A 21,191-nucleotide genomic window follows, 5' to 3' on the forward strand; every position below is an offset into this window, starting at 1 on the left:
AATCCTTTCAGGCAGCCCTATTGAATAACGAAATTGGTAAAATAAACGTTATCAATGCCACCATAGCCCGTCTTTTGCTTCAAAATATCGTTGATCACCGTCTTGATCTTGCCCTGGAGCGCCTGCTTGCCCTGGGGCGTGTCGAGCATCTCCTGCGGCTGTTCCGCCAGCAGCATCAGCACCTGGCTGCGGATCGGCGTCTCATGCTGCTTGACCGCGGCGATCACGCGATAGTCATAATAGGTCGATACCGCGACGCTGATCTGCGCGAAAGCGTCCGTATCCGACATATTGGACGTGAAGGGCGCCTGAAGCTGGAAATAGGTGGCCTGATAGGCCATCGGATTGACCGGCGTCGGCAGGTCGATGCCCTTGCCCGGCGCATGGCCCACGGACACGGCATGGCTTTCACCGCCCCCGCCGCCGCCATGACCGCCGCCACCTTCGCCGCCGCCGCTTTCCCCCGCCCAGCCATGGGCGGTGGCAACGGCCTGCGCATCCTCACCCGCCAGCACCAGCACCGGCTTGTTCGGGTCTTCCTTGGGACCTTCGGCCTTGGGACTGAAGAAACCGGCTGCGTAGAGGCCGCCGGCAGCGCCTGCGCCGCCCACGACGACGCCCACGACCAGCAGCAGGATCATCTTCACGCTCCCGCCCTTTTTCTTCTTGGCCTTAGGCTCGTCGCTCATGCTTCATGTCCCCTGGAAAAGCGGCCGGTCACGCATAGCGCGCGCGCGGCAGGTCGCCGGCGTCCCCGCCAGCCCGTTCATGGTTAAGAACGGACGGATCGCTGCCTCCTTTATGGGTAAAGGCGATATTTTCGCGCTGCTGTCCGCGCCCTTGCATGTGCGACTGGGCGGACGACTGACCCATGCCCTGACCCTGCCAGCCGGCGGATTGACCCTGCGAATGGGATTGGGATTGCGACTGCGAACCGGACTGGTTCCCTGTGGAATCTGAGCGTGCAGCCTCCGCGACATGCGGCGCGCGTTCCACCTTCACCTCGCTGATCCGCACCGCCGACAGGCCGGCGTCGAGCTTCAGCCGGTCGCTGTCCTGCCGGAGCGCCATTTCCGCCGCTTCGGTCACGACGGTCAGGCTGACGGCGGCGCCATCCTCACCCTGCCGGATGTCGACCTGAACAGGACCAAGCTGGTTCGTATTGATCTGGAACCGCCCCTGCGCGCCATTGGCCGACAGGCCGGCAATATCGCGGGCAAGGCCATCGATCCACTGGCCCGACACGCCCATGTCCACGACCTGCGCGCCAAGGTTGGCGGACAGGTCGCCGGACGGCGTGGACGCGACCGGCTGTTGCACGGAGCCGACGGATGCGGGCGACATCAGCACGGCGGCGCGATCATTTGGGGGCATGGCCGTCAGGGGGGCCGACGCTTGGGACGCTTCGGAAATCCTGTCCTTGCCCGCGACCGCCCTCACCGCGCCCGTCGTCGCAGAAGCGCGCGCTACCGTCCGACCCTGCATATGATCGCGCACCAGTTGCAGCAGCGATACCGCCTCCGCCTTGACCGGCGCGGGCCTGGGCTGATCGGGCGCCGGCTGTTCGGGCGCGACGGCGATGGCTGGATCGACCGAATCAACGGATTGCGGCGCGACGGACGGCGCGGGCGCTGGGGTGGATAGGATTGGCGGCGCTAAGGGCGTGACGGCGGGAGCGGCCTCCTCCGCACTTGCCGGCGCGTCGGTCGCGATCCGGGGCGCTGGCGGAACGACCGATGCAAGCGGCGGCACAGGGGCTGCTGCCACGTCCACGGGCAGCGACACGGGCGACGAAGGGACCGGCATGCCGGACTCCCCAGCCTGCAAGGGCGCAGCCTTCGGCGGAGTCGGGACGGGACCCGGCGCAGGCGTCGAAGCGGGCGCGATATGCGGCGCGGCCGGCGCCATGGAAACGGGTGCGGGCGGCGCAGGTGACGTCGCAGACGCAAGCTCGACCATCTTTTCCGGCACGCCAGTCGCGACCGGGGGAGCGGGTTGAACGGTCGGCACGGGCGCGACGGCTGGCGGCACCGCGACCGCGATCGGCGAGACATCCGGGGTCGGGACATCAGCCTCCTCGACCGGCATATCCTCTCCATCGGATGGGGTCGCCTCTTCGGCCACCGGCGCCTGCGCCAGATCATCGATGGCGGCCCCGACCTCTGGCGGCGCGGACATGACAAGCGGCGGCGTTTTATGGGCCTTGACCGGCGCACCGCCCGGATCGGCAAGTGCAACGGCGATGGCCGCGGGCTGCGCAACTGGCACCGCTGGCATCGCGATGGCCGGGATCGGATCGGCATCGGCAACCGGATCGGCCGGGCCGGCATCGACCTCTGGCACGGGCGGCAGTTCGGCTTGTCCGGCCTGCTGCCCGCCGATGACAGCGGGCCGCGACGGGAAAGCCGACGGCATGGGAGCCTGAAAGGCAGGGACAATTGCCTGCTCGCTCCCCCCATCCTGCAACGGCACGACCGGCGAAGCAGCCAAACTGGATGCCGCTTCGGAAGCGGCGCCGCTCTTGGCGACGCCCAGCAGTTGCGCGAAATCGGCCACGGCCTCGATCGGCTGGGCGGCATCGTTCTTCACCACACCCTTTGCGGGTGAAGCAAACAGCAATGCCTTCAAACTGGTCAATATCGTCATGTCAGGCGTCCCCCGTCCGCTGCATCCGCCGATAGCGCGGCAGCGCGGCCAGCTTGTTCTCACGCCATTCCTCCAGTTCCGCGCGGGCGCGGTCCTTGAGGCGGCTGGCGATTTCCTTTTCGCGATTGGCGGCGACGGTCAGGCCTTCCTTGGCCTCGACATTGCGCTGCGCATCATAGAGCGCCCCGTCGAGCTGGCGGCTGGCCTGCTCCAGACGGGTCGCCAGTTCCTGCATCGCCGCGAAGGACGCGCCGTTCGCCATCCCCTCCCCGCCGAACAGTTCGCCGCGCACCCGGCGCAGCCGTTCGAGATTATGGGCGATGCCGTTCGCCTCGTCGCGGGCGCGCGCGGTTTCGGCGAGCGCCATCGAATGCTGGACGGCGCGGACGCGCAGGACGCGCTGGCGGCGGTTGACCAGTCCCTTCATGCGCCGAATCCGGCGATGAGCGCGTCGGCGCTGGTGTTAAGGTCGATGCGGCTCTTCTGATCCTGCCGGATGAAGTCGAGTATCTCCTGACGGCGGCGGACCGCTTCGTCGATGACGGGATCATTGCCGGGACGATAGGCGCCCATCAGGATGAGGTCGCGATTTTCCTCATAGGCGGCCCAGAGGCGGCGATAGCTGGCGGCGGCCATGCGATGCTCGTCATCCACCACGTCGGCCATGACGCGCGACAGCGACTTGCCGATATCGATCGCGGGGAAGATCGCCTGTTCGGACAGATGGCGCGACAGAACGAAATGGCCGTCCACGATGGCGCGGGCGGCGTCGACGATCGGATCGTCGGTGTCGTCGCCATCGGCCAGCACGGTGTAGAGCGCGGTGATCGAGCCGCCAGTGCGGGCATCGACGCCCGCGCGCTCGACCAGGCGCGGAATGAGCGCGAGGGCGGAGGGCGGATAGCCCTTCATCGCCGGGGGTTCACCCAGCGCCAGGCCGATTTCGCGCTGGGCATGGGCGCAGCGGGTGAGGCTGTCGATCAGGAGCAGCACCTTCTTGCCGCGCGCCCGGAAATATTCGGCGATGGCGGTCGCGCGCGCGGCGGCGCGCAGGCGCAGCACCGGCGGATGATCGGCGGGAACGGCGACGACGATCGACTTGTGCATCGAATGTTTGAGCTTGGTTTCGAGGAAGTCGCTGACTTCACGGCCGCGTTCGCCGATCAGGCCGGTGACGACGATGTCGGCTTCGGCACCGGCGATCATCTGGCCCATGAGGACGGACTTGCCCACGCCCGATCCCGCGATGATGGCGATGCGCTGGCCGCGCCCGGCGGTCAGCAGCGCGTTGACGGCGCGAACGCCAAGGTCGAACGGTTCGGTGACGCGGCCCCGGTCGAGCACATTGCCTTTCACGCCGTTCAATGGCCAGGTGCCGCCGGCGATGATCGGCCCTTTGCGGTCGAGCGGCTGACCCATGGCGTCGATCACGCGACCGATCAGGCCGTCGCCCACCTGCACCATGTTCGCCTGGCTGTCCGGTTCGACGCGGATGCCGTTTTCCAGCGGCGCGTCGGCATCGAGCGGCACCAGCAAGGTGCGGTCGCCGCGAAAGCCGACGACCTCGGCCCGGCAGACCGATCCGTCGCTGGCCAGCACGCGCGCGCCCGAACCGATCGGACGGCGAAAGCCGCTGACTTCGAGCATCCCCGCATCATGACTCACCAGCCGGCCGACATGGCGGGGTGCACGATTCTGCACCTGGAGATGGTCGAACAGGGTTTCGGCCTGGGCGAGCGCGGCACGGATCATGCCTTGCCCTCCATATCGTCCATCAGCGCGCGCAAACGCGCCAGACGCACGTCGGGGCCGTCCTCGACCCAGCCGTCGGCGGTTTCGAGGCGGACGCAACCGCGCTGCATGGTCCGGTCGGCGACCAGCGGCACGCCGATCTGTTCGTCCCTCAGCAGGTCCGCGTCGTCGGGATGGACGTGCAGCGCGCTCTTGTCCTGATTGCTCTCGATGAAGGCGGCGACGCTGTCGCAGCGCTGGACGAGCCGCTCCATGTCGATCTCGACTTCGCCGACAATCTGCTCGACCAGACGGACGACCGTGGCCGACAACATGGTCGACAACATGCCGCTCGGCGCGGGGGCCAGCAGTTCGAGCGCCTCGATCAGCCGCTCGCGCGCGTCATTTTCGGCTGCGTGCGCTTCGGCGGTAACGCGGCAGCCCTCGTCGAAGCCCAGCGTGAAGGCCTCCATCCGGGCCTCCTCCACCAGATCGACGTCCGGCTCCGCATCGGCCATGGCGGCGCGGATGGTCGCGGTCTGCTGTGCCGGCGGCGCGGTATAGAGGCTGCGAAAGCCGCCTTCGGCCGGGCGGAAGCCCGCGACCGCGACCGGCGCCGCATCCTGGATCGCTTCGGCGCCCCAAAATCTAGACAAAGTCATTGCCCTTTCCGCCGAGCATGATGGTGCCCGCATCGGCCATGCGGCGGGCGGTGGCGATGATCAGCTTTTGCGCGTCGATCACTTCGGCAAGGCGGATCGGGCCGCGTTCCTCGATCTCGTCGGCGATGGCCTGCGCGGCGCGGGCCGACATGCAGCTGAAGATCTTCGCCTTCAGCATGTCGTTCGCGCCCTTCAAGGCGACCACCAGCACCGTGCTGTCGATCGTGCGCATCAGCGTGCCCAGATTCTTGTCGTCCATGTCGATGAGATTATCGAAGACGAACATCTCATCCTCGATCGTCTGGGCGATCATCTTGTCACGCTTGGCGACGGCCTTCATGATCCGCTGTTCATTGTCCTTGCGGACATTGTTCATGATCGCCGCCGCCTCGACCGTGCCGCCGCGCTGCGACGCCGCGCCCTGCTTGCCGGCAGGGCCGCGCAGCAGCAACTGCTCCAGATCCTCCAGCGCCTCGTTCGACACCGGGCCGAGCGTGGCGATGCGATAGACGATCTCTTCCTGATATTCCGACGGCAGCAATTGCAGCACGTCGGCGGCCACGGGCGCCTCCAGATGGGCGAGCACGATCGCCATGATCTGCGGATGCTCCGCCTCGATCAGCGCCGCAACCTCCTTCGCGTCCATCCACTTGAGCATTTCGAGCTGGGTGGAGCGGGTCGGCGGGGTGATGCGCGCAAGGATGGTTTCCGCGCGTTCCTCGCCCAGCGCCTTGGTCATCGCGCCGCGAATATGGCGGGTGGCGCCATAGCCGATGGTGGTGCGCTTCTTCGCCTTGGTGACGAAATGATCGAGCGCCTCGTTCACTTCCTCTGGCTCGACATCCTGCACATCATACATGGCATAGCCGAGCTGGCGCACTTCTTCCGGCTCCAGGCGGGAGAGGATCTGCGCGGCTTCATCCTCGTTGAACAGCATCAGCAGGACGGCGGCGGCGGCGCTGCCCTTGAGCGCCTCGGGACGGCCGGGGACGATCTCAGGCATTTTCCTTGTCCTTCTTGGCTTCCTTCAGCAGGTCACGGACGACCAGGGCGGCGCGGTCGGGATCCTGCTTCACGAAATTGCGGATCAGGTCGGCGCGCTGCGCATAGTCATAGGTGGACGAAATCATGTCGAGCGTGACCTTCGCTTCGGCGCCATCGGGCGTTTGAGCGGCGGCCTGCTTGGTGAGTTCGCTCGAAATCTCGCGGCCGATGCGCTGGCCGGTTTCCGCCGTATTGACCGCCGCGGCCTGCTGAGAGGCGGCGCGGCGCTTCAGTAGCGGGCGGCCGATGCCGAAGACCAGCAGCAGCACGACCAGCAGGGCCGACACATTGCGCACCAGCGGCGAGACCCAGTCGGCCTCATACCAGGGGGGGGTCGGGTCGGCGGCCTTGACGAAGCTGCGCGAGGAGAGCGCGACCACGTCGCCACGCGCCTGATCGAACCCGACCGCACCCTTCACCAGCGCTTCCAAGGCGGCGATTTCCTGCGCGGAGCGGGGCTTGCCGTCCGGGCCATTGTCGAGCGCGACGGCGACCGACAGGCGCTTGACGGTGCCGATCGCGTCCTTGGTGACGGACACTTCGCGGCCCAGCTCAAAATTGCGGTTGAAGGTTTCCTCGGTCTTCATGAGCGGGTTGGGCGGCGTGCCGGGCTGGCCGGCCTGCGCGCCCTGCCCTGACTGACCTTGGGCCGTCTGGCCCTGCGTCACCGCCTGGCCATTGGGATTGGTCTGGGTGACGGTCGGGTTGACCGGCGCCTGGTTGCTGAGCGCACCAGGGATGCCCGACGCCTCGCCTGCGCCCTGACCGCGCGGATCGGAGGCCCAGGTGCCCTGCTCGCTGCGGAGGCGGGCTTCATCCTGCGGGTAGGTTTCGCGGGTCGCCTGACGCTCGGCGAAATTCAGTTCGGCGTGCACCTCGGTCGAGAAATTGCCCTGGCCCAGGATCGGCGTCAGCAGCGCGATCACCGACTGGCGATAACGGTCCTCCATCTTGCCCTGAATGGCGAGCTGGCGATCATCGGCGGCATCGCCGTCATTGTTGCTGAGCAGGCGGCCATTCTGATCGACCACCGAAATATCGTCCGGGTTCAGCTCGGGAATAGAGGAGGCGACGAGATGGACGATCGCGCTGACCTGCTGGTCGGTGAGCGTGCGGCCGTTGGCGAGGCGCAGCATCACCGAGGCGGACGGCTTGGCGCGGTCGCGCAGGAAGACGCTGGGCGGTTCGACGGCCAGATGCACTTTCGCGCTTTCGACGCTGTCGATCGCCTCGATCGTGCGCGCCAGGTCCATCTCACGCGCCGAGCGCAGCTTTTCACCCTCGACGGCGCGCGACGCGCCCATCGGCAGGCTGTCGATCATGCTGTTGCCGTCGGGCGCGCTCTTGGGCAGGCCCTGGGCGGCGAGCATCATCTTCGCCTTGAAATAATCATCTTGCGACACGGTCATCGCGCCCGAACTGTCGAAGCCGTAGCGCACGCCATTCTGGTCCAGCACCTGCGCGACGGCCGACTTGTCGGCATCGGGCAGACCGCGGAACAGGTCGCGCTGCGGCGGTTCGCGCAGCGCCATCCAGGCAAGCCCGGCGACCGCGACGGTGCCGAGCAGGCCGAGCAGCGGCAGGCTCCTGGCCACGGCGGGCTGCTTCATGAAGCCGGTGAAGCGCGCCTTGAGCGCGTCGAAGCCCTTGGCCCCGCCCCCGAAGGAGGAAGCGGCCGAAGCAGGAAGGGCCGGCGCAGCGGCGCCGACATTGGTGGAGAGTGCGTTCTCGCTCATGGGTTAGACCGGCATGCTCATAATGTCCTTGTATGCGGACAGGAGTTTGTTGCGGACCTGAAGGGTCGCTTCGAAGCTGACCGACGCCTGCTGCTTGGCCAGCATGACGCCGGCGATATCGGTGGTTTCGCCGCGCTCGAAGGAGGCGGCAGCCTCGCCGGCCTTGTTCTGGAGGCCGTTGACCTGTTGCAGCGCGCTGTTCAGCGCATCGGTGAAGCCGCCGGGCGGGGTGCCCTGCGTGCCGTTTGCGCCGGTCGCGCCGCCGATAGTGCCGGTCTGGCTGACGTCGCGCAGGGCCGCATTCTTCTGCAGGATGGCGTTGCGGATCGCCATCACGCTGTCGGTGGGGGAAATGCCGTTCATCTGTCAGCCTCCCTTAAGCGGCCAGCTCGCGCATCTCGGCGAGCCGATAGCGCAGCGTGCGTTCTGAAATGCCCAGCTTGCGCGCGGCGGCGGCGCGGTGGCCGTCGGTTTCGCGCAGCGCGACGCGCACCGCTTCCAGCTTGGAATTGCGGGTCACGTCGCGCAGCAGGATCGGTTCGGCGGCAGCGAGCGGCGCCGACGTGACGATGCGCAGCGGCTGCGGCGCACCGGAAATATGCAGGTCGGCGGCGTCGATGCGGTCGCCGTCGCGCAGCACCAGCGCGCGCTGGAGCACATTGCCCAGTTCGCGGGCATTGCCCGGCCAGCGATGGGCGGCGAGCTTTTCCAGCGCGGCGGCGGTCGGCCACACGAACTTGTCGCGCCCCAGATCCTGCTGGCGCAGCAGCATGGCGGCGGCGATGGCGCTGATGTCGCCGCGACGCTCGGCCAGCGGACGCAGTTCCAGCGGCATGACGTTGAGCCGCCAGTAGAGATCCTCGCGGAAGCGGCCGGCGGCGACTTCGCCGGCAAGGTCGCGGTTGCAGGCGGCGACGATGCGGACATTGACCGGCACCGGGTGGGTGGCGCCGACGGGCAGCACTTCGCCTTCCTGAAGCGCGCGCAGCAGCTTGGCCTGAAGCGCCAGCGGCAGTTCGGCGATTTCGTCGAGGAACAGGGTGCCGCCGTCGGCCGCGAGGAACAGGCCGTCGGACGACTGGGCGGCGCCGGTGAAGCTGCCCTTCTTGTGGCCGAACAACATGGCTTCCATCATGGTTTCGGGCAGCGCCGCGCAGTTGACGGCGATGAAGTCATGGGTGGAGCGGCCCGACCGGGCATGAAGGAAGCGCGCCATGCCCTCCTTGCCGGTGCCGGTGTCGCCCTGGATCAGCACGGTGGCATCGCTGCGGGCGACGCGGGCGGCCAGGCCCATCAGATGCGCGCTGGCCGCATCGCCCACGGCCGGGACGCAAGCGGGGCGCGCAAGTTCGGCGATCAGGGCAAAGGCGAAACCCATATCCTCCAGGCCGAAGGCGACGCGCGCCGGCAGGCCGTTGGCGGCGGCGACCAGCGAAGGCGCCCCGTCGATCAGGTTGATGAGGATGTCGCGATGGGTGGCATGACCGATCTCGGTCGCCAGCAGCACCCGGCGGCTATCCTTGTCGCGCGGGCTGGCGGCATCCACGATCCGCACCATATAGCAGGCATTTTCGAGCCAGTGCTGCAAACCCGGAACGAGCGCGCAGACCCCATGGCTCACGTCAAGCGATGACATGAACTGACCCCATGTTTTTGGCTGGCTTGTACCCCCGTACGCCCCATGCCCCTTCGATGGTTAATTTCTATCGTTCCGTGGTTATTAGATGGTTAACACGGCAATCCGCTTGCCGCAGACCGGCAATTTTTTTCCGGTTTCCGGCAATTTTTTCCGCGCCTCCTTATATACGCGCGCGTCAAGCTGTTGATTTTACAGATTTTCAGAAAAAAATGCGGCCTGAATTAAAGGCCCGCTTCACCCCGCCGTTATCCCCTTTCGAGGCCGCAAGCGCCCTGATGGCAGCGACCTGATGGTTGAATTTGAAAGGGAATATCATGACTGTTATCGGAACCAACACCTCGGCGCTGCGCTCGGCCAACGCCTCCACCTCCGCCAGCAAGGCGCTGAGCACCGCCATGGAACGCCTGTCGACCGGCAAGCGAATCAACAGCGCGAAGGACGACGCCGCCGGCCTCGCCATCGCTTCGACCATGACCTCGCAGATCCGCGGCATGACCCAGGGCATCCGCAACGCCAATGACGGCATTTCGATGGCGCAGACCGCTGAAGGCGCCCTGAACGAAGTGTCCAACATGCTGCAGCGTATGCGTGAACTGACCGTCCAGGCGTCGAACGGCATCAACGACGCCAACGCCAAGGCGAACATCCAGACGGAAATCTCTTCCCTGTCGGAGCAGATCACCAGCACGCTGACCAACACCGAATTCAACGGTCAGAAGCTGTTCGACGGCACGGCTGGCACCGCCGGCGTCGTGACGATCCAGGCCGGTGCCAACGCAAACGACACGATCGACCTGACTTTTGGCGACGTGTCCGCTGACCTTGCCACCATTTTGGCCTTCGACGTGACCACGGCGACTGCGACAGATTTTGCAACCGCCCTGGGCACCAGCGGAACGGCCGGCAGCTTCGATGAAGCCATTCAGTCGATGTCGACCGCCCGCGCCGATCTGGGTGCAGCGCAAAATCGCCTCGAATCGACGGTCAACAATCTGACCAATAACGTCACCAACCTGACCGACGCCCGCAGCCGCATCGAAGACGCCGACTTCTCGGCTGAAACGACCGCGCTGGCCAAGCAGCAGATCCTGAGCCAGGCTTCGACCGCGATGCTGGCCCAGGCCAACCAGAGCCAGCAGGGCGTGCTGAAGCTGATCGGCTAAATCCCGACAAGATTGGCGGGCTGAGGTCATGGTCACCTTGCAGTCCGCCAATGTGGCCCCCGGCGCATCAATGGTCCCCACCGCGCCGGGGGCCAACCTTCGATCAAACGACCAGCAATTCGAAGCCTCCGTCCCCCCGGGCGGAGGCTTCATCGCATTTGCCGGGATACAAGGCTTGGCTTGGTCGTTTCCGCCATCCATGATCGATCCCATGACCAAGATAGACCGGCGCGCGATGATCGCCGCCTCCGGCGCCGCCCTCCTCCTCCCCGCCTCGCTGCGCGCCCAGACGCGGGTCGAGCCTTTCTCCTGGGAAAGGCTGGTCGGACAGGCCCAAAGGCTGGCGCGCGCGCCTTATAAGGAGACGCCCGCCCATCCCGGGGCGGCCAGGGTTGATTATGATGCGCTGCACGCCGCGCGCTTCCGCGACGACCGCACCTTGTGGGGCGATCTGCCGGGTGACACGGGCATCCGCTTCTTCCCCCTGTCCAACACCGCGCCGCAGCCGGTGCAGATTTCCGTCGTGGACAAGGGGCAGGCGACGCCACTCCGCTATGATCCCGCCATGTTCGACGCGCCGGCGGGCAATGCCGTCGCCGCGCTGGGGCCGGATGCGGGCTTTGCCGGCTTCCGCATCATGAACGCCAAGCGGGACGGCGACTGGCTGTCCTTTCTGGGCGCCAGCTATTTCCGCGCGCCCAGCCCGCAGAAACAGTTCGGCCTGTCGGCGCGCGCGATCGCGATCAATACCAGTCTGGGCAAGGAGGAATTTCCCCGCTTCACCCATTTCTGGCTGGAGCGGACGGGGAACAGCAGCGTCACCATCTACGCGCTGCTGGACGGCGTTTCGATCGCCGGCGCCTATCGCTTCGTCAGCAGCCTTGGATCGGACGGCGTGCGGCAGGATGTGACCGCCGCCCTCTTCCCGCGCAAGGCGATCCCGGAACTGGGGCTGATGCCGATGACCAGCATGTTCTGGTATGATCAGGCCAATCGCACGCAGGGCACCGACTGGCGGCCGGAAATCCACGACAGCGACCTTCTGTCCATCGCCAGCGCGGATGGCACCGCCCATGCGCGCCCGCTGGTCAATCCATCCGCCCCACTGGTCAGCGTCTTTGCCGAGCGCGATCCCAAAGGTTTCGGCCTGCTCCAGCGCGACCGGGATTTCGATCATTATCAGGATGACGGCGTCTATTATGATCGCCGCCCGTCGCTTTGGGCGACGCCGGCGAGGGCACTGGGCCGGGGCGAAGTACGGCTCTATGCCTTTCCCACCGACAGCGAATATACCGACAATGTCGCCGCCTACTGGACGCCGGCCGCCGCCGTCACGCCCGGCAGGCGGATCGACGCCAGCTATCGGCTGGACTGGAGCGCGGCGACGGCGCCGGCTTCGACGGGACTGGCGATCGTCGACAATGTCTGGCGCGGGCGCGGCGGGCAGGAAGGCAGCGACCGACTGGTCGTCGATTTTTCCGGCGTGGCGGAGGGCAGCAAGCCCGACATCTGGAGCGACATCAAGGGCGGCACGATGATCAAGACCGCCGGCTATCCCGTTCTTGGCAAGCCCGGATCATATCGCGCGGTGCTCGACCTGCGGCGGAATGGGGCCGGTTCGACCGATATTCGGCTGCAATTGCGCACTGGCAATCGTGCGTTCAGCGAATATGTGCATTACCCTGTCGGCGCATAATGGGAACCGTAGCCGTAACGAACGGTTCTGACGCCTGGGTCAACAGCAAGCGGGTCTGAACAATATGGGGAATGGAGGCGCAAGGTCGGCAGGGCCGACCGGCGAGGACAAGCCATTGGCGCAGGCCTTTGAACAGGTGCCGCGCGAAAGCCCGCTCGCCATGCCCGAGCAGGATTTCTATGCCACCCCACCGCTGATCGCGCGCCGCCGTTTCAATATCGACCTGTGGGCGCGGCGCTTGCTGGTCGTGCTGCTGGCGCTGATCCCCGCCGCCATGGCCGCGCACGAGATGCGCCGATCGATCGGCCTCGACGGCATCGATGCCGTCGAGGGCGTCTATCTGGCCCTGTTCATCTCGCTCTTCGCCTGGATTTCCTTCGGTTTCGCCACCGCGACGATCGGCTTCCTGCTCCAGACCGTCGGCGGCGGCCGCAGCGTCGCGCCCCGCCCCCTGCGCGCCTCTGAACCGCTGCGCGGCAAGACCGCCATCCTGCTGCCGGTCTGCAACGAGGATTTTCTGGGCGTGCTGGGCCGCCTGTCGATCATGGAGCGGTCGCTGGCGCAGGTGATGGGCGGCGAGCGTTTCGAATTCTTCATCCTGTCCGATTCCAACCCCGAAAGCGGGGAGACGGAGCGGCGCGCCTATCAGGAAATGCGCGGCTCCTTTTCCCGCCCCGTCCATTATCGCCGCCGCGCGCTCAATATCGGGCGCAAGCCGGGCAATATCGCTGAATGGGTGCAGCGCTTCGGCGGCGGATATGACTATATGGTGGTGCTGGACGCCGACAGCGTGATGAGCGGCCAGACCATGGCGCGGCTCGCCGCCGACATGGAGCGGCATCCGCATGTCGGCCTGATCCAGACGGTTCCGACCGTGATGGGCGCCTCCACCCTGTTCGCGCGCTGGCAGCAATTCGCCAGCCGCCTGTTCGGGCCGATCTCAGCCGCTGGCATGATCTGGTGGGCGGGGTCCGAGGGCATGTTCTGGGGCCATAACGCGATCGTGCGCGTCCGCGCCTTCGCCGAAAGCTGCGGCCTGCCCGAACTGCCCGGCCGCGCGCCCTTCGGCGGCCATATATTGAGCCACGACATGCTGGAGGCGGCGCTGCTGCGCCGTCGCGGCTGGGATGTGCATATGGTGACGGCGGAGGATAGTTTCGAGGAATTTCCGCCCTCCATGCCCGACCTCTTCACCCGCGATCGCCGCTGGTGCCAGGGCAATATCCAGCATGTGCCGCTGCTGGTGAAGATCGCCGGGCTGCACCCGGTCAGCCGCTTCCAACTGCTGGTGGGGGCGAGCGCCTATTGCACGTCGCCCATGTGGCTTGCGCTCATATTGGTGGTGCTCGGCGGCGCGGCGAGCGGCCTGTGGCCGGCGGCGGCGGTGCTGCCGTCGGGCGGGCTGCTGGCGGTGACGGCGGTGCTGCTGTTCGGGCCGAAAATCTTCTCCATCATCTGGGCGATGGCGGACCCGGCGCGGCGCATCGGCTTTGGCGGCGCGGCGCGGATGACGCGCGGCGTGATCGCCGACATCATCCTGTCGATCCTGATGGCGCCGGTCGCGATGCTGACCCAGACGATCAACCTGTTCGGCATTGTGATGGGCAAGAAGGCGAGCTGGAACGGGCAGACGCGCGATCGCGACGGCATGGCCATCACCAGCGCGATCTGGCTGTTCAAGTGGCATTTGTTGCTGGGCATTGGCCTGACCATGCTGGCGGTGAAGGCCGGCGGTTTGGGGTGGACCATCCCGGTGGTCGCGGGCCTGTTCCTGTCGCCGCTGCTGGCGGCCATCACCGCACGCAAGGATGTGGGGCGCAAGGCGGAGGAAAGCGGCCTGTTCCAGGTGGCCGATCCGTGGTGGCGGACGCAGAGCTATCGCCCGCTCCGCTTCCGCTGGCCGTCCAGCGACGGGCGGCGCATGGGGCCAGTGCCGGCGAACGACGAATAAACGCTGCCCATCCGTCAGGGTTCAGTCATCCCAGTCGCGCAGCTTCTCGCGCAGCTTGTCGAGCGCGGCCTTCTTGATCTGGCAGACCCGCGCCGCGCCGATGTCCAGCGTCTGGCCGATTTCCTCCAGATTGAGTTCCTCGACGAAATAGAGTTGCAGCACCATCGCCTCGCGCTGGGGCAGTTCGCTGATGCAGGCGGCCAGCGCCTTCTTGAGCGATTCGCGCTCCATGATGTCGTCTGCGCGATCCTCGACGTCGGCGAACCACATGGACTGGTCGGAATAGACTTCGTCCATGCTGCTATGCTGGACCATCTCGACGCTGTCGGCGACCTCACGATAGGCGGCGGGCTCCAGCCCCATCTCGACCGACATTTCCGCTTCGGTCGGCAGGCGGCCGAGCCGCTGCTCCAGACCATTGCGGACCTTGCCCAGTTCCTTGCGCTTGGCCATTGCCGACCGGCACAAAGTCGCTTGGCGTCGCAAATGGTCGATCATCGCGCCGCGCACGCGCAATTGGGCATAGGCGGCGAAGCCCAGGCCCCGATCCTCGAAACTGTTGGCGGCCTCGACCAGTGCGACCATGCCGATCTGGAGCAGGTCTTCCACCTCGATGGCGGTCGAAACGCGCCCATGGACGTGCCAGGCGATCTTGCGCACCAGCGGCATATATTGGCGGGCCAGCCGCTCCGGGCTGTTTTCGCCGGGCTTGCCATAGGTATGGGCGCCGGCCGTGATCTTGTTCATATACATGGCTCAGCCTTTCCTCAGGCGACGCGTTCGCGCTGCGGCAGCGGATCGTGTCGCGGAGTCGGACGCTGCTCATTCCCTACCACAGCAACCACTTCAACGCCCTTACCATCGGGAATTTCCAGGAAGGACAGCACCGGCGTTTCGGGCAGATGGGGTTTGAACAGGCGGGCGAGCGCGCGGCGCGCGACCGGCGAGGTCACGATCGCGAAGTTGCGCGCCTGGCCCAGCATCGGCCGCGCGGCATGGACGACCGATTCGACGATGCGGTTGGCGAGGCTGGGTTCGATCGGATGCTTGGCGTCGCCCGCGACGCGCATCGCCTGTGCCAGCATCGCTTCCAGATCGCCGTCCAGCGTGATGACCGGCAGCGGCATCTTCACCGGGACAAGCCCCTGAATGATGAGCGCGCCGATGCGCTGACGCACCGCTTCGACCAGCTGCTCGTGGCTCATGTCGGGGCGGGCGCCATCGACCATCGCCTCGCAGATGCGGCGGAAATCCTTGAGCGCAATGCCTTCGGACAGGAGCGCACGGCAGAGCGCGCTGATCTGGGTAAGGCTCAACAGGCCCGGCGTCAGGCCGTCCACCAGCTGCGGCGCGATGTCCTTGAGATTGTCGAGCAGCTTGCGCGCCTCGTCCAGGCCGAACATTTCCGATGCGTTCATGGCGATCAGCTGGTTGAGGTGGGTGGCGACGACCGTCGGCGGATCGACCACGGTATAGCCGGCGACCACCGCCTCGCTGCGCTTCGCCTGCGAAATCCAGACGGCGTCGAGGCCGAAGGTCGGGTCTTTCGCCGCGCGGCCCTGCACCGTGCCCTCCAGCGCGCCGCTGTCGAGCGCCAGCAGGTCGTCGGGCCAGATTTCGTCCTCGCCCACGACAACACCGGCGATGGTGATGCGATACTGGTTGGGTTCCAGCGCCAGATTGTCCTTCACGCGGACCATCGGCACGACGAAGCCCAGTTCCTTGGACAGCTGGCGGCGGATGCCGGTGATGCGGGCCATGAGCGGCGCGCCCTTGCGCTCGTCCACAAGGGCAATGAGGCCATAGCCGATCTCCAGACCCAGGATCGCGCCGTCCGACACATCGTCCCATTCGATCAGCGCGGGATTGGGCGCAGGCGGCAACGGGGCCGGCTCGGCGGCCTTCTTCTGGCTTGCCTTGCGCAGCTGCCAGGCGATGCCGCCGGCGACCGCGGCGGCGGGCAGGATGATCATGTGCGGCATACCGGGCAGAATGCCAAGGAAGCCAAGGATGGCCGCGACGGGCACCCACGCCTTGCCGGTGCCGAACTGACCGGCGACCTGCGCGGACAGATCCTGCTCGCTCTTGACGCGGGTGACGATGGAGGCTGCCGCGATCGAGAGCAACAGCGCGGGGATCTGCGCCACCAGCGCGTCGCCGATCGCCAATATGACGTAGGTCTGGGCCGCTTCGCCGATGGCGAGGCCATGGCTGACCACGCCCAATATGATGCCGCCGACGATGTTGATGACCAGGATCAGGATGCCCGCAACCGCGTCGCCCTTCACGAACTTGCTGGCGCCGTCCATCGAACCGTAGAAGTCGGCCTCGGTCGCGACTTCCTGACGGCGGATCTTGGCTTCCTCGGGCGTCAACAGGCCGGCATTGAGGTCGGCGTCGATCGCCATCTGCTTGCCCGGCAGAGCATCCAGGGTGAAGCGGGCCGACACTTCGGACACGCGGCCCGCGCCCTTGGTGATCACGACCAGGTTGATGATCATCAGGATGGCGAAGACGAAGATGCCGACGACATAGTCGCCGCCGATCAGGAAGTGGCCGAACGCCTCGATCACCTGGCCCGCCGCGTCCGACCCTTCATGCCCCTGCACCAGCACGACGCGGGTCGAGGCGACGTTGAGCGCCAGCCGCAGCAGGGTCGCGAACAGCAGCACGGTCGGGAAGCTGGAAAAGTCGAGCGGCTTGGCGGCATTGAGCGCCACCATCAGCACGGCAAGGCTGATCATGATGTTGGTGATGAAGCCGATGTCCAGCATGATCGCCGGCACCGGGACCATCATGAACAGCACGACCATCAGCGTCGCGAATGGGAGCACGGCGCCCTTCGCGGCGCTCATCCAGATCTTCGCTTTGACTTGGGCAGGGGACATTCTGGCCGTTACCTTCCGAGGGTGGCAAGCATGAGATAGGCGAGGCGCGCCGTCTGCGGCTGCGGCTTGACCATGATGTCAGGCTGCTGCGCGAGGCGCTGGGTTTCGATCCGCACATAGTCGGCGGGCTGGACGGTCTTCGCGCCGCTGGGCAGCGAAGCGTCGGCATATTGGGTCGGGCCGCCAAGGCTGTCGGAGCTTTTCTGGAGCTTGGCAGCGAAGCGATCGCGAATCTCGGCGAAGCTGCGCGCATTGCCGGCGCGATCGTAGAAGATGGAGCGGTTGGCGCGCGCCGCCGACGGGAACATCGACGCGGCGGTGGCTTGCGGTGCGCGGTCATGGACCGACAGGAATTTGGACGCGCCGCCCACGCCCAGGAAATGGGCAAGGTAAAGGTCGACCGGCTCGGCCTCGCGGCCCAGACGGCTTTCCAGGTAGGCCTTGTTGTCGGCGGCATGTTCGGCCGCCATGACCGAGGCGGTCTCGGGATGCTTGCGCAGGTCGAGGATCTGCTGGCGCAGATCGGGGTCGGCGACATAATAGCGGCCGTTGCTGCCCCGGCTGATCGCGTCCGACGCCCAGCCCAGCCCATATTCGCCGCCATGCTTGTCGACGACGGCGAGCCAGCTCTGGTCGATGAACTGATAGAGTCCGGTGGCGGACGAGGTCCCCGCGCGCGCCGTGGGATTGAGGCTGGATTCGATCTTCGCCTGACCCAGCAGATAGCCGAAGTCGACACCGGTGCGACGGCTCGCCATCGCAATCGCGTTGGTCACGCGATTGCCGGTCGATCCCGACGTTGCCGAAATGTCTGCGAATGCCGACACGAAACCAAAATCCTCACTTTGCTAGCGAGGACATTAGAGCAAGGCTTGTGCCAAGATTTGGTTAACGCGGCCGCAAGAAAATAGGGCCGGCACAACGAAAAACGGCGCCCACAGGCGCCGCTTTAGGATTGAAGGGAAAAATAATTTTATCGGCCGTAGGTCAGCGGCGCGGCCTGCGCGCCATGCGAGGCCAGGATGGACAGGCGCTGGCTGGTATGATCGGCGAGCAGGTTGACGCGCACGCGGGCGCTTTCCAGCAGCGGCAGCATCGCCTTCAGCCGATCGGCCACCACGGGGTCGGAACGCCACGCGCCGATCGCCCGAACCGCCGCGGCGGCCTGGCCGACGCGGGCGCTGGCTGATTCGATCGCGACGGGATCATTGCCGCCCAGCACGCCACGCAATTCCTCGAAGGCGTTGGCCAGATCGTCGAGCGCGGCGAGGCTGAGCGGCATGATATCTGTCCTTAGTCGGCGGCCGGCAGGTCGAGCGCGATCATGCGCTCGGCAATGGCATCGGCGTCGACCGGATAATTGCCCGAAGCGATCGCGGCTTTGATGGCGGCGATCTTGTCCATGTCGACCGGCGCGCCTTCGGACGCCATGCGTGCCGCCGGGCTGGCGGAAGCCAGCGACGCGGACGCCGCGGCGGCGCTGGCCGTGCCCGTAGCGCGCGTCTTGCCGCCTTCCCGTAGGCTGGTGGCGCCGATCGCGTTGGCGATGCTCTGACCCACAGAGTTGATCATTGGGTAAAATCCTTCACTCGTCCTTTGAACCCTATAACGGACAAGTTCAAAAACTATTAAATCCGGGAATGCGCACAACCCCCATTTCCACGACCTGCGCGAAAATCGGCGCGCTTTTCTTGTCTTCTCGCACCCGGATCGTCTCGCCGACGGCCCCATCCTCGTCCGCGATCATCATGCGCGAGACGCTGAAAGCCGCATTGCCGGCCATCAACTGAACGGGATCACCCTTGCGCACGGCGCTTTCCCTGGGTGCGGCGGGCGCGGCTGCGCGCATGAAGCGGCCGGCGGCGGCATTGCCCGGCAGCGGGCCGGAGGCGGCTGCGGCGCCCCCCGTCACCAGCGGCACGCGGATGCGCCATCCCAGCGCCTCGCACTTCACCATCGCGGCGCCGAACACCGGTCCTTCGACGGTCGGCATGGTCGGGCAGGCGGCCAGGCGCAGGCGGCGGTCGACCGGCGCGGCGGGGCCGCCCGGTTCCCCCAGACCCGCTCCCACGGTCATGGCGACCAGGCTGTCGATGCGATCGAGATTCTCGAATTTCTGCTGCGCCAGCGCGGGCTGACCGATGGTCAGCACAGCGGCGGCGAGAAGGAAGGGCGAAAATCGAAACACAGCATGTCTCCTGACAAGGCGGACCATATGCTGTGAGCTACGCAATTTTCGTGCCAGTCGCCCCTATCGGGCTGGTCGCGCGCCCGGCGCGATGCGGATCATCTGCCCCTGCCCCGGCTTTCCCTCGGCCTGATCCAGGCCGCGGATCAGCAGGCGATCCTGTGCGATTCCATCGGCTTGCAGCGCACGCGCGACCGCGCCCAAACGGGCGGCGGCCAAATCCCACTGGTCGAAGCGCCGACGCGACGGATCGGAACCATGGCTGCGTATTTCCACCCCGCCCGACTGCTTGGCAAAGTCATGCGCCAGGGTCGCCAGCCGCGCCCGCCCGGCAGCGCTCAGCAATGCTTCGCCCGGCTCGAACAGGTCGGCGGCGCGCAATTCCATGCCCTGCGCCATGGCCCGGCCGCCAAATTGCTGGCTGATCCGCGCCAGCATCGCGTCGCGGCGCGACCCGCTGGCCTGGAGCAGCACGAAGAAGGCGAGCAGCAGCAGCAGCAGATCGGCGAAGCTCACTACCCAGCGATTGCGCCGGGCAGCCGGAGAGGCTGCGACGGTCATGCGACTTCGCGCATCGCGGCGCGCCGCAACGGCGCATTTTCGCGCCGGGCGATGGCCAGCATCCGGTCCGCCGCCTCGCGCTGCCAGGCCAGTTCGCGCTCCGACAGGTCGGCGAGACGCGCCGCGACCGGCGCCGCGATGATGTTGGCGATGATCACGCCATAGAAAGTGGTGAGCAGCGCCAGCGCCATGGACGGGCCAAGCGACGCCGGGTCCTCCATCGCGGCGAACATGCCGACCAGGCCGATGATCGTGCCGGCCATGCCCAAAGCGGGCGCGGCGTCGGCGATCGACAGCCAGACCTTGTGCACGGCGCCATGCCGCTGCGCGCGGTCGGCCAGCGCCTGCGCCGCCCAATATTCGAACGCCTCGCTGCTGTCGCAATTGGCCAGCTTGCGCGCGGCATCGGTGAGGAAGGGGTTGGTGGTCTTCACCCGGTCGGTGCAGGCGAGGCCGCGCAGCTGCGCGACCTGATCGATCTTCAGCATGGTGGCGCGAGCAGCATCGCGATCACGCGACGGATCGGCGGCCAGCAGCAGGCGCAATGCGGCCATGGCGCGACCGAGCGGCCCCATGCCGTTCTGGAACAGCGCGACCAGACCGATCCCGCCCAGCATCGCCAGCAGGGTCAGCGGATCGAACAAATGGCTGAAAATCGCGATCATGACCGTCCGTCCCTCATCATCTCATCGCCCGGCGGCAACGCCCTGCCGCCGACCGGCAAAAATTTGCCGCCCTTGCCGCTCCTCCTTGCGAGGGCTCCATTTCCCGGGAATTTCAGCCTTGCCGATGCGTCACACACGCAAATTGGCACGGCTCTTGCTGATCACAGGCTGGATCACCCGCTGGAGAGGCCATCAGGCTGCAGAACGACGGATGATGAGAAACTTTTAGAGCCTTTGAGGGCAAATGAGCATGTCGGTGGAAGATAATTTGTTCGGGATCCATGGAAAGGCGCTGGCGCTTCGCTCGCAGCGCCTGTCCCTGCTCGCGTCCAATATCGCCAATGCCTCGACCCCCGGCTACAAGGCGCGCGACATCGATTTCGAAGCCGCGCTCAAGGAAGCCACGACGCAGGCCGGCAACAGCGCGACCGATGTGTCCAAGGCCGTCGATGACTCGATGGGCTATCGCGTGCCGCTTCAGCCCAGCCTGGACGGCAACACCGTCGAACTCAGCACCGAACAGACATTGTTCGCCGAAAATGCGGTCAAATATCGCACCACCCTCTCCTTCCTGGAGGGCCGCATCAACACCATCAACCGCGCGCTGAAGGGAGAATGAGC

21 protein-coding genes are annotated in these 21,191 nt (G+C 66.4%); 4 read left to right on the top strand and 17 right to left on the bottom strand.

The window, feature by feature from the left end; all coding sequences use genetic code 11:
- Positions 1-17: 17 nt before the first annotated feature.
- The 9 genes from AC58EF_RS04470 to AC58EF_RS04510 are packed head-to-tail and all read right to left on the bottom strand — an operon-like array spanning position 18 to position 9,455.
- Positions 18-689 carry a flagellar basal body-associated FliL family protein gene (locus AC58EF_RS04470; RefSeq protein ID WP_497274845.1) on the bottom strand — a complete coding sequence of 224 codons (672 nt, stop codon included), beginning with the start codon at positions 687-689 and terminating at the stop codon, positions 18-20.
- Between the two features lie 28 nt (positions 690-717).
- On the bottom strand, positions 718-2,646 hold the full coding sequence (locus AC58EF_RS04475) for a flagellar hook-length control protein FliK (RefSeq protein WP_497274847.1): 1,929 nt from the start codon (positions 2,644-2,646) through the stop codon (positions 718-720).
- A 1-nt stretch (position 2,647) separates the two neighbouring features.
- Positions 2,648-3,073 carry a hypothetical protein gene (locus tag AC58EF_RS04480; RefSeq protein WP_497274848.1) on the bottom strand — a complete coding sequence of 142 codons (426 nt, stop codon included), beginning with the start codon at positions 3,071-3,073 and terminating at the stop codon, positions 2,648-2,650.
- Positions 3,070-4,398, bottom strand: a complete 1,329-nt coding sequence (locus AC58EF_RS04485) for a FliI/YscN family ATPase (RefSeq protein ID WP_497274850.1) — start codon at positions 4,396-4,398, stop codon at positions 3,070-3,072. The genes AC58EF_RS04480 and AC58EF_RS04485 overlap by 4 nt, the downstream gene beginning before the upstream one ends.
- A complete protein-coding gene (locus AC58EF_RS04490; RefSeq protein WP_497274852.1) occupies positions 4,395-5,039 on the bottom strand; it encodes a FliH/SctL family protein in 645 nt (214 codons plus the stop codon). Before AC58EF_RS04490 ends, AC58EF_RS04485 begins: the two co-directional genes overlap by 4 nt.
- A complete protein-coding gene (gene fliG / locus AC58EF_RS04495) occupies positions 5,026-6,042 on the bottom strand; it encodes a flagellar motor switch protein FliG (protein ID WP_497274854.1) in 1,017 nt (338 codons plus the stop codon). The genes AC58EF_RS04490 and fliG overlap by 14 nt, the downstream gene beginning before the upstream one ends.
- Positions 6,035-7,819: a flagellar basal-body MS-ring/collar protein FliF gene (gene fliF, locus AC58EF_RS04500; RefSeq protein ID WP_497274856.1), complete on the bottom strand. Its 1,785-nt coding sequence runs from the start codon at positions 7,817-7,819 to the stop codon at positions 6,035-6,037. Before fliF ends, fliG begins: the two co-directional genes overlap by 8 nt.
- A gap of 3 nt (positions 7,820-7,822) precedes the next feature.
- Positions 7,823-8,182, bottom strand: a complete 360-nt coding sequence (gene fliE / locus AC58EF_RS04505) for a flagellar hook-basal body complex protein FliE (RefSeq protein WP_497274857.1) — start codon at positions 8,180-8,182, stop codon at positions 7,823-7,825.
- Between the two features lie 13 nt (positions 8,183-8,195).
- Positions 8,196-9,455, bottom strand: a complete 1,260-nt coding sequence (locus AC58EF_RS04510) for a sigma-54 interaction domain-containing protein (protein WP_497274859.1) — start codon at positions 9,453-9,455, stop codon at positions 8,196-8,198.
- A gap of 317 nt (positions 9,456-9,772) precedes the next feature.
- On the opposite strand from AC58EF_RS04510, the gene AC58EF_RS04515 reads away from it, so the two are divergent.
- The 3 genes from AC58EF_RS04515 to mdoH all read left to right on the top strand — a co-directional run bounded on the left by AC58EF_RS04515 (position 9,773) and on the right by mdoH (position 14,268).
- Positions 9,773-10,621 (top strand): flagellin N-terminal helical domain-containing protein, encoded by an 849-nt coding sequence (locus AC58EF_RS04515; RefSeq protein WP_497274861.1) that lies wholly within the window; start codon positions 9,773-9,775, stop codon positions 10,619-10,621.
- Between the two features lie 211 nt (positions 10,622-10,832).
- Positions 10,833-12,317 carry an OpgD/OpgG family glucan biosynthesis protein gene (locus tag AC58EF_RS04520; RefSeq protein WP_497274862.1) on the top strand — a complete coding sequence of 495 codons (1,485 nt, stop codon included), beginning with the start codon at positions 10,833-10,835 and terminating at the stop codon, positions 12,315-12,317.
- 64 nt (positions 12,318-12,381) lie between these two features.
- Positions 12,382-14,268 (top strand): glucans biosynthesis glucosyltransferase MdoH, encoded by a 1,887-nt coding sequence (gene mdoH / locus AC58EF_RS04525; protein ID WP_497274864.1) that lies wholly within the window; start codon positions 12,382-12,384, stop codon positions 14,266-14,268.
- A gap of 21 nt (positions 14,269-14,289) precedes the next feature.
- On the opposite strand, the gene AC58EF_RS04530 is transcribed toward mdoH, so the two are convergent.
- The 8 genes from AC58EF_RS04530 to AC58EF_RS04565 form a co-directional block, all read right to left on the bottom strand.
- Positions 14,290-15,021, bottom strand: a complete 732-nt coding sequence (locus AC58EF_RS04530; protein ID WP_497274866.1) for a sigma-70 family RNA polymerase sigma factor — start codon at positions 15,019-15,021, stop codon at positions 14,290-14,292.
- A gap of 14 nt (positions 15,022-15,035) precedes the next feature.
- On the bottom strand, positions 15,036-17,156 hold the full coding sequence (gene flhA / locus AC58EF_RS04535) for a flagellar biosynthesis protein FlhA (RefSeq protein ID WP_497274868.1): 2,121 nt from the start codon (positions 17,154-17,156) through the stop codon (positions 15,036-15,038).
- 8 nt (positions 17,157-17,164) lie between these two features.
- Positions 17,165-17,983 (bottom strand): lysozyme family protein, encoded by an 819-nt coding sequence (locus AC58EF_RS04540; RefSeq protein ID WP_497274870.1) that lies wholly within the window; start codon positions 17,981-17,983, stop codon positions 17,165-17,167.
- 146 nt (positions 17,984-18,129) lie between these two features.
- Positions 18,130-18,438 carry a hypothetical protein gene (locus AC58EF_RS04545; RefSeq protein ID WP_497274872.1) on the bottom strand — a complete coding sequence of 103 codons (309 nt, stop codon included), beginning with the start codon at positions 18,436-18,438 and terminating at the stop codon, positions 18,130-18,132.
- A gap of 11 nt (positions 18,439-18,449) precedes the next feature.
- Positions 18,450-18,728, bottom strand: coding sequence for a flagellar biosynthesis anti-sigma factor FlgM (gene flgM, locus AC58EF_RS04550; RefSeq protein ID WP_497274873.1), 279 nt, complete (start codon positions 18,726-18,728; stop codon positions 18,450-18,452).
- 46 nt (positions 18,729-18,774) lie between these two features.
- Complete coding sequence (locus AC58EF_RS04555; protein ID WP_497274875.1) at positions 18,775-19,344, bottom strand: flagella basal body P-ring formation protein FlgA; 570 nt, start codon at positions 19,342-19,344, stop codon at positions 18,775-18,777.
- A gap of 63 nt (positions 19,345-19,407) precedes the next feature.
- On the bottom strand, positions 19,408-19,905 hold the full coding sequence (locus tag AC58EF_RS04560) for a flagellar motor protein MotB (protein ID WP_497274877.1): 498 nt from the start codon (positions 19,903-19,905) through the stop codon (positions 19,408-19,410).
- Positions 19,902-20,570 carry a MotA/TolQ/ExbB proton channel family protein gene (locus AC58EF_RS04565; protein ID WP_497274879.1) on the bottom strand — a complete coding sequence of 223 codons (669 nt, stop codon included), beginning with the start codon at positions 20,568-20,570 and terminating at the stop codon, positions 19,902-19,904. The genes AC58EF_RS04560 and AC58EF_RS04565 overlap by 4 nt, the downstream gene beginning before the upstream one ends.
- A 250-nt stretch (positions 20,571-20,820) precedes the next feature.
- Here AC58EF_RS04565 and flgB point away from each other — a divergent pair, with 250 nt between their 5' ends.
- Positions 20,821-21,189, top strand: coding sequence for a flagellar basal body rod protein FlgB (gene flgB, locus AC58EF_RS04570; RefSeq protein WP_179044122.1), 369 nt, complete (start codon positions 20,821-20,823; stop codon positions 21,187-21,189).
- The last annotated feature ends 2 nt before the right edge of the window (positions 21,190-21,191 follow it).

The sequence above is a fragment of the Sphingobium sp. WR1 genome, from assembly GCF_059693745.1.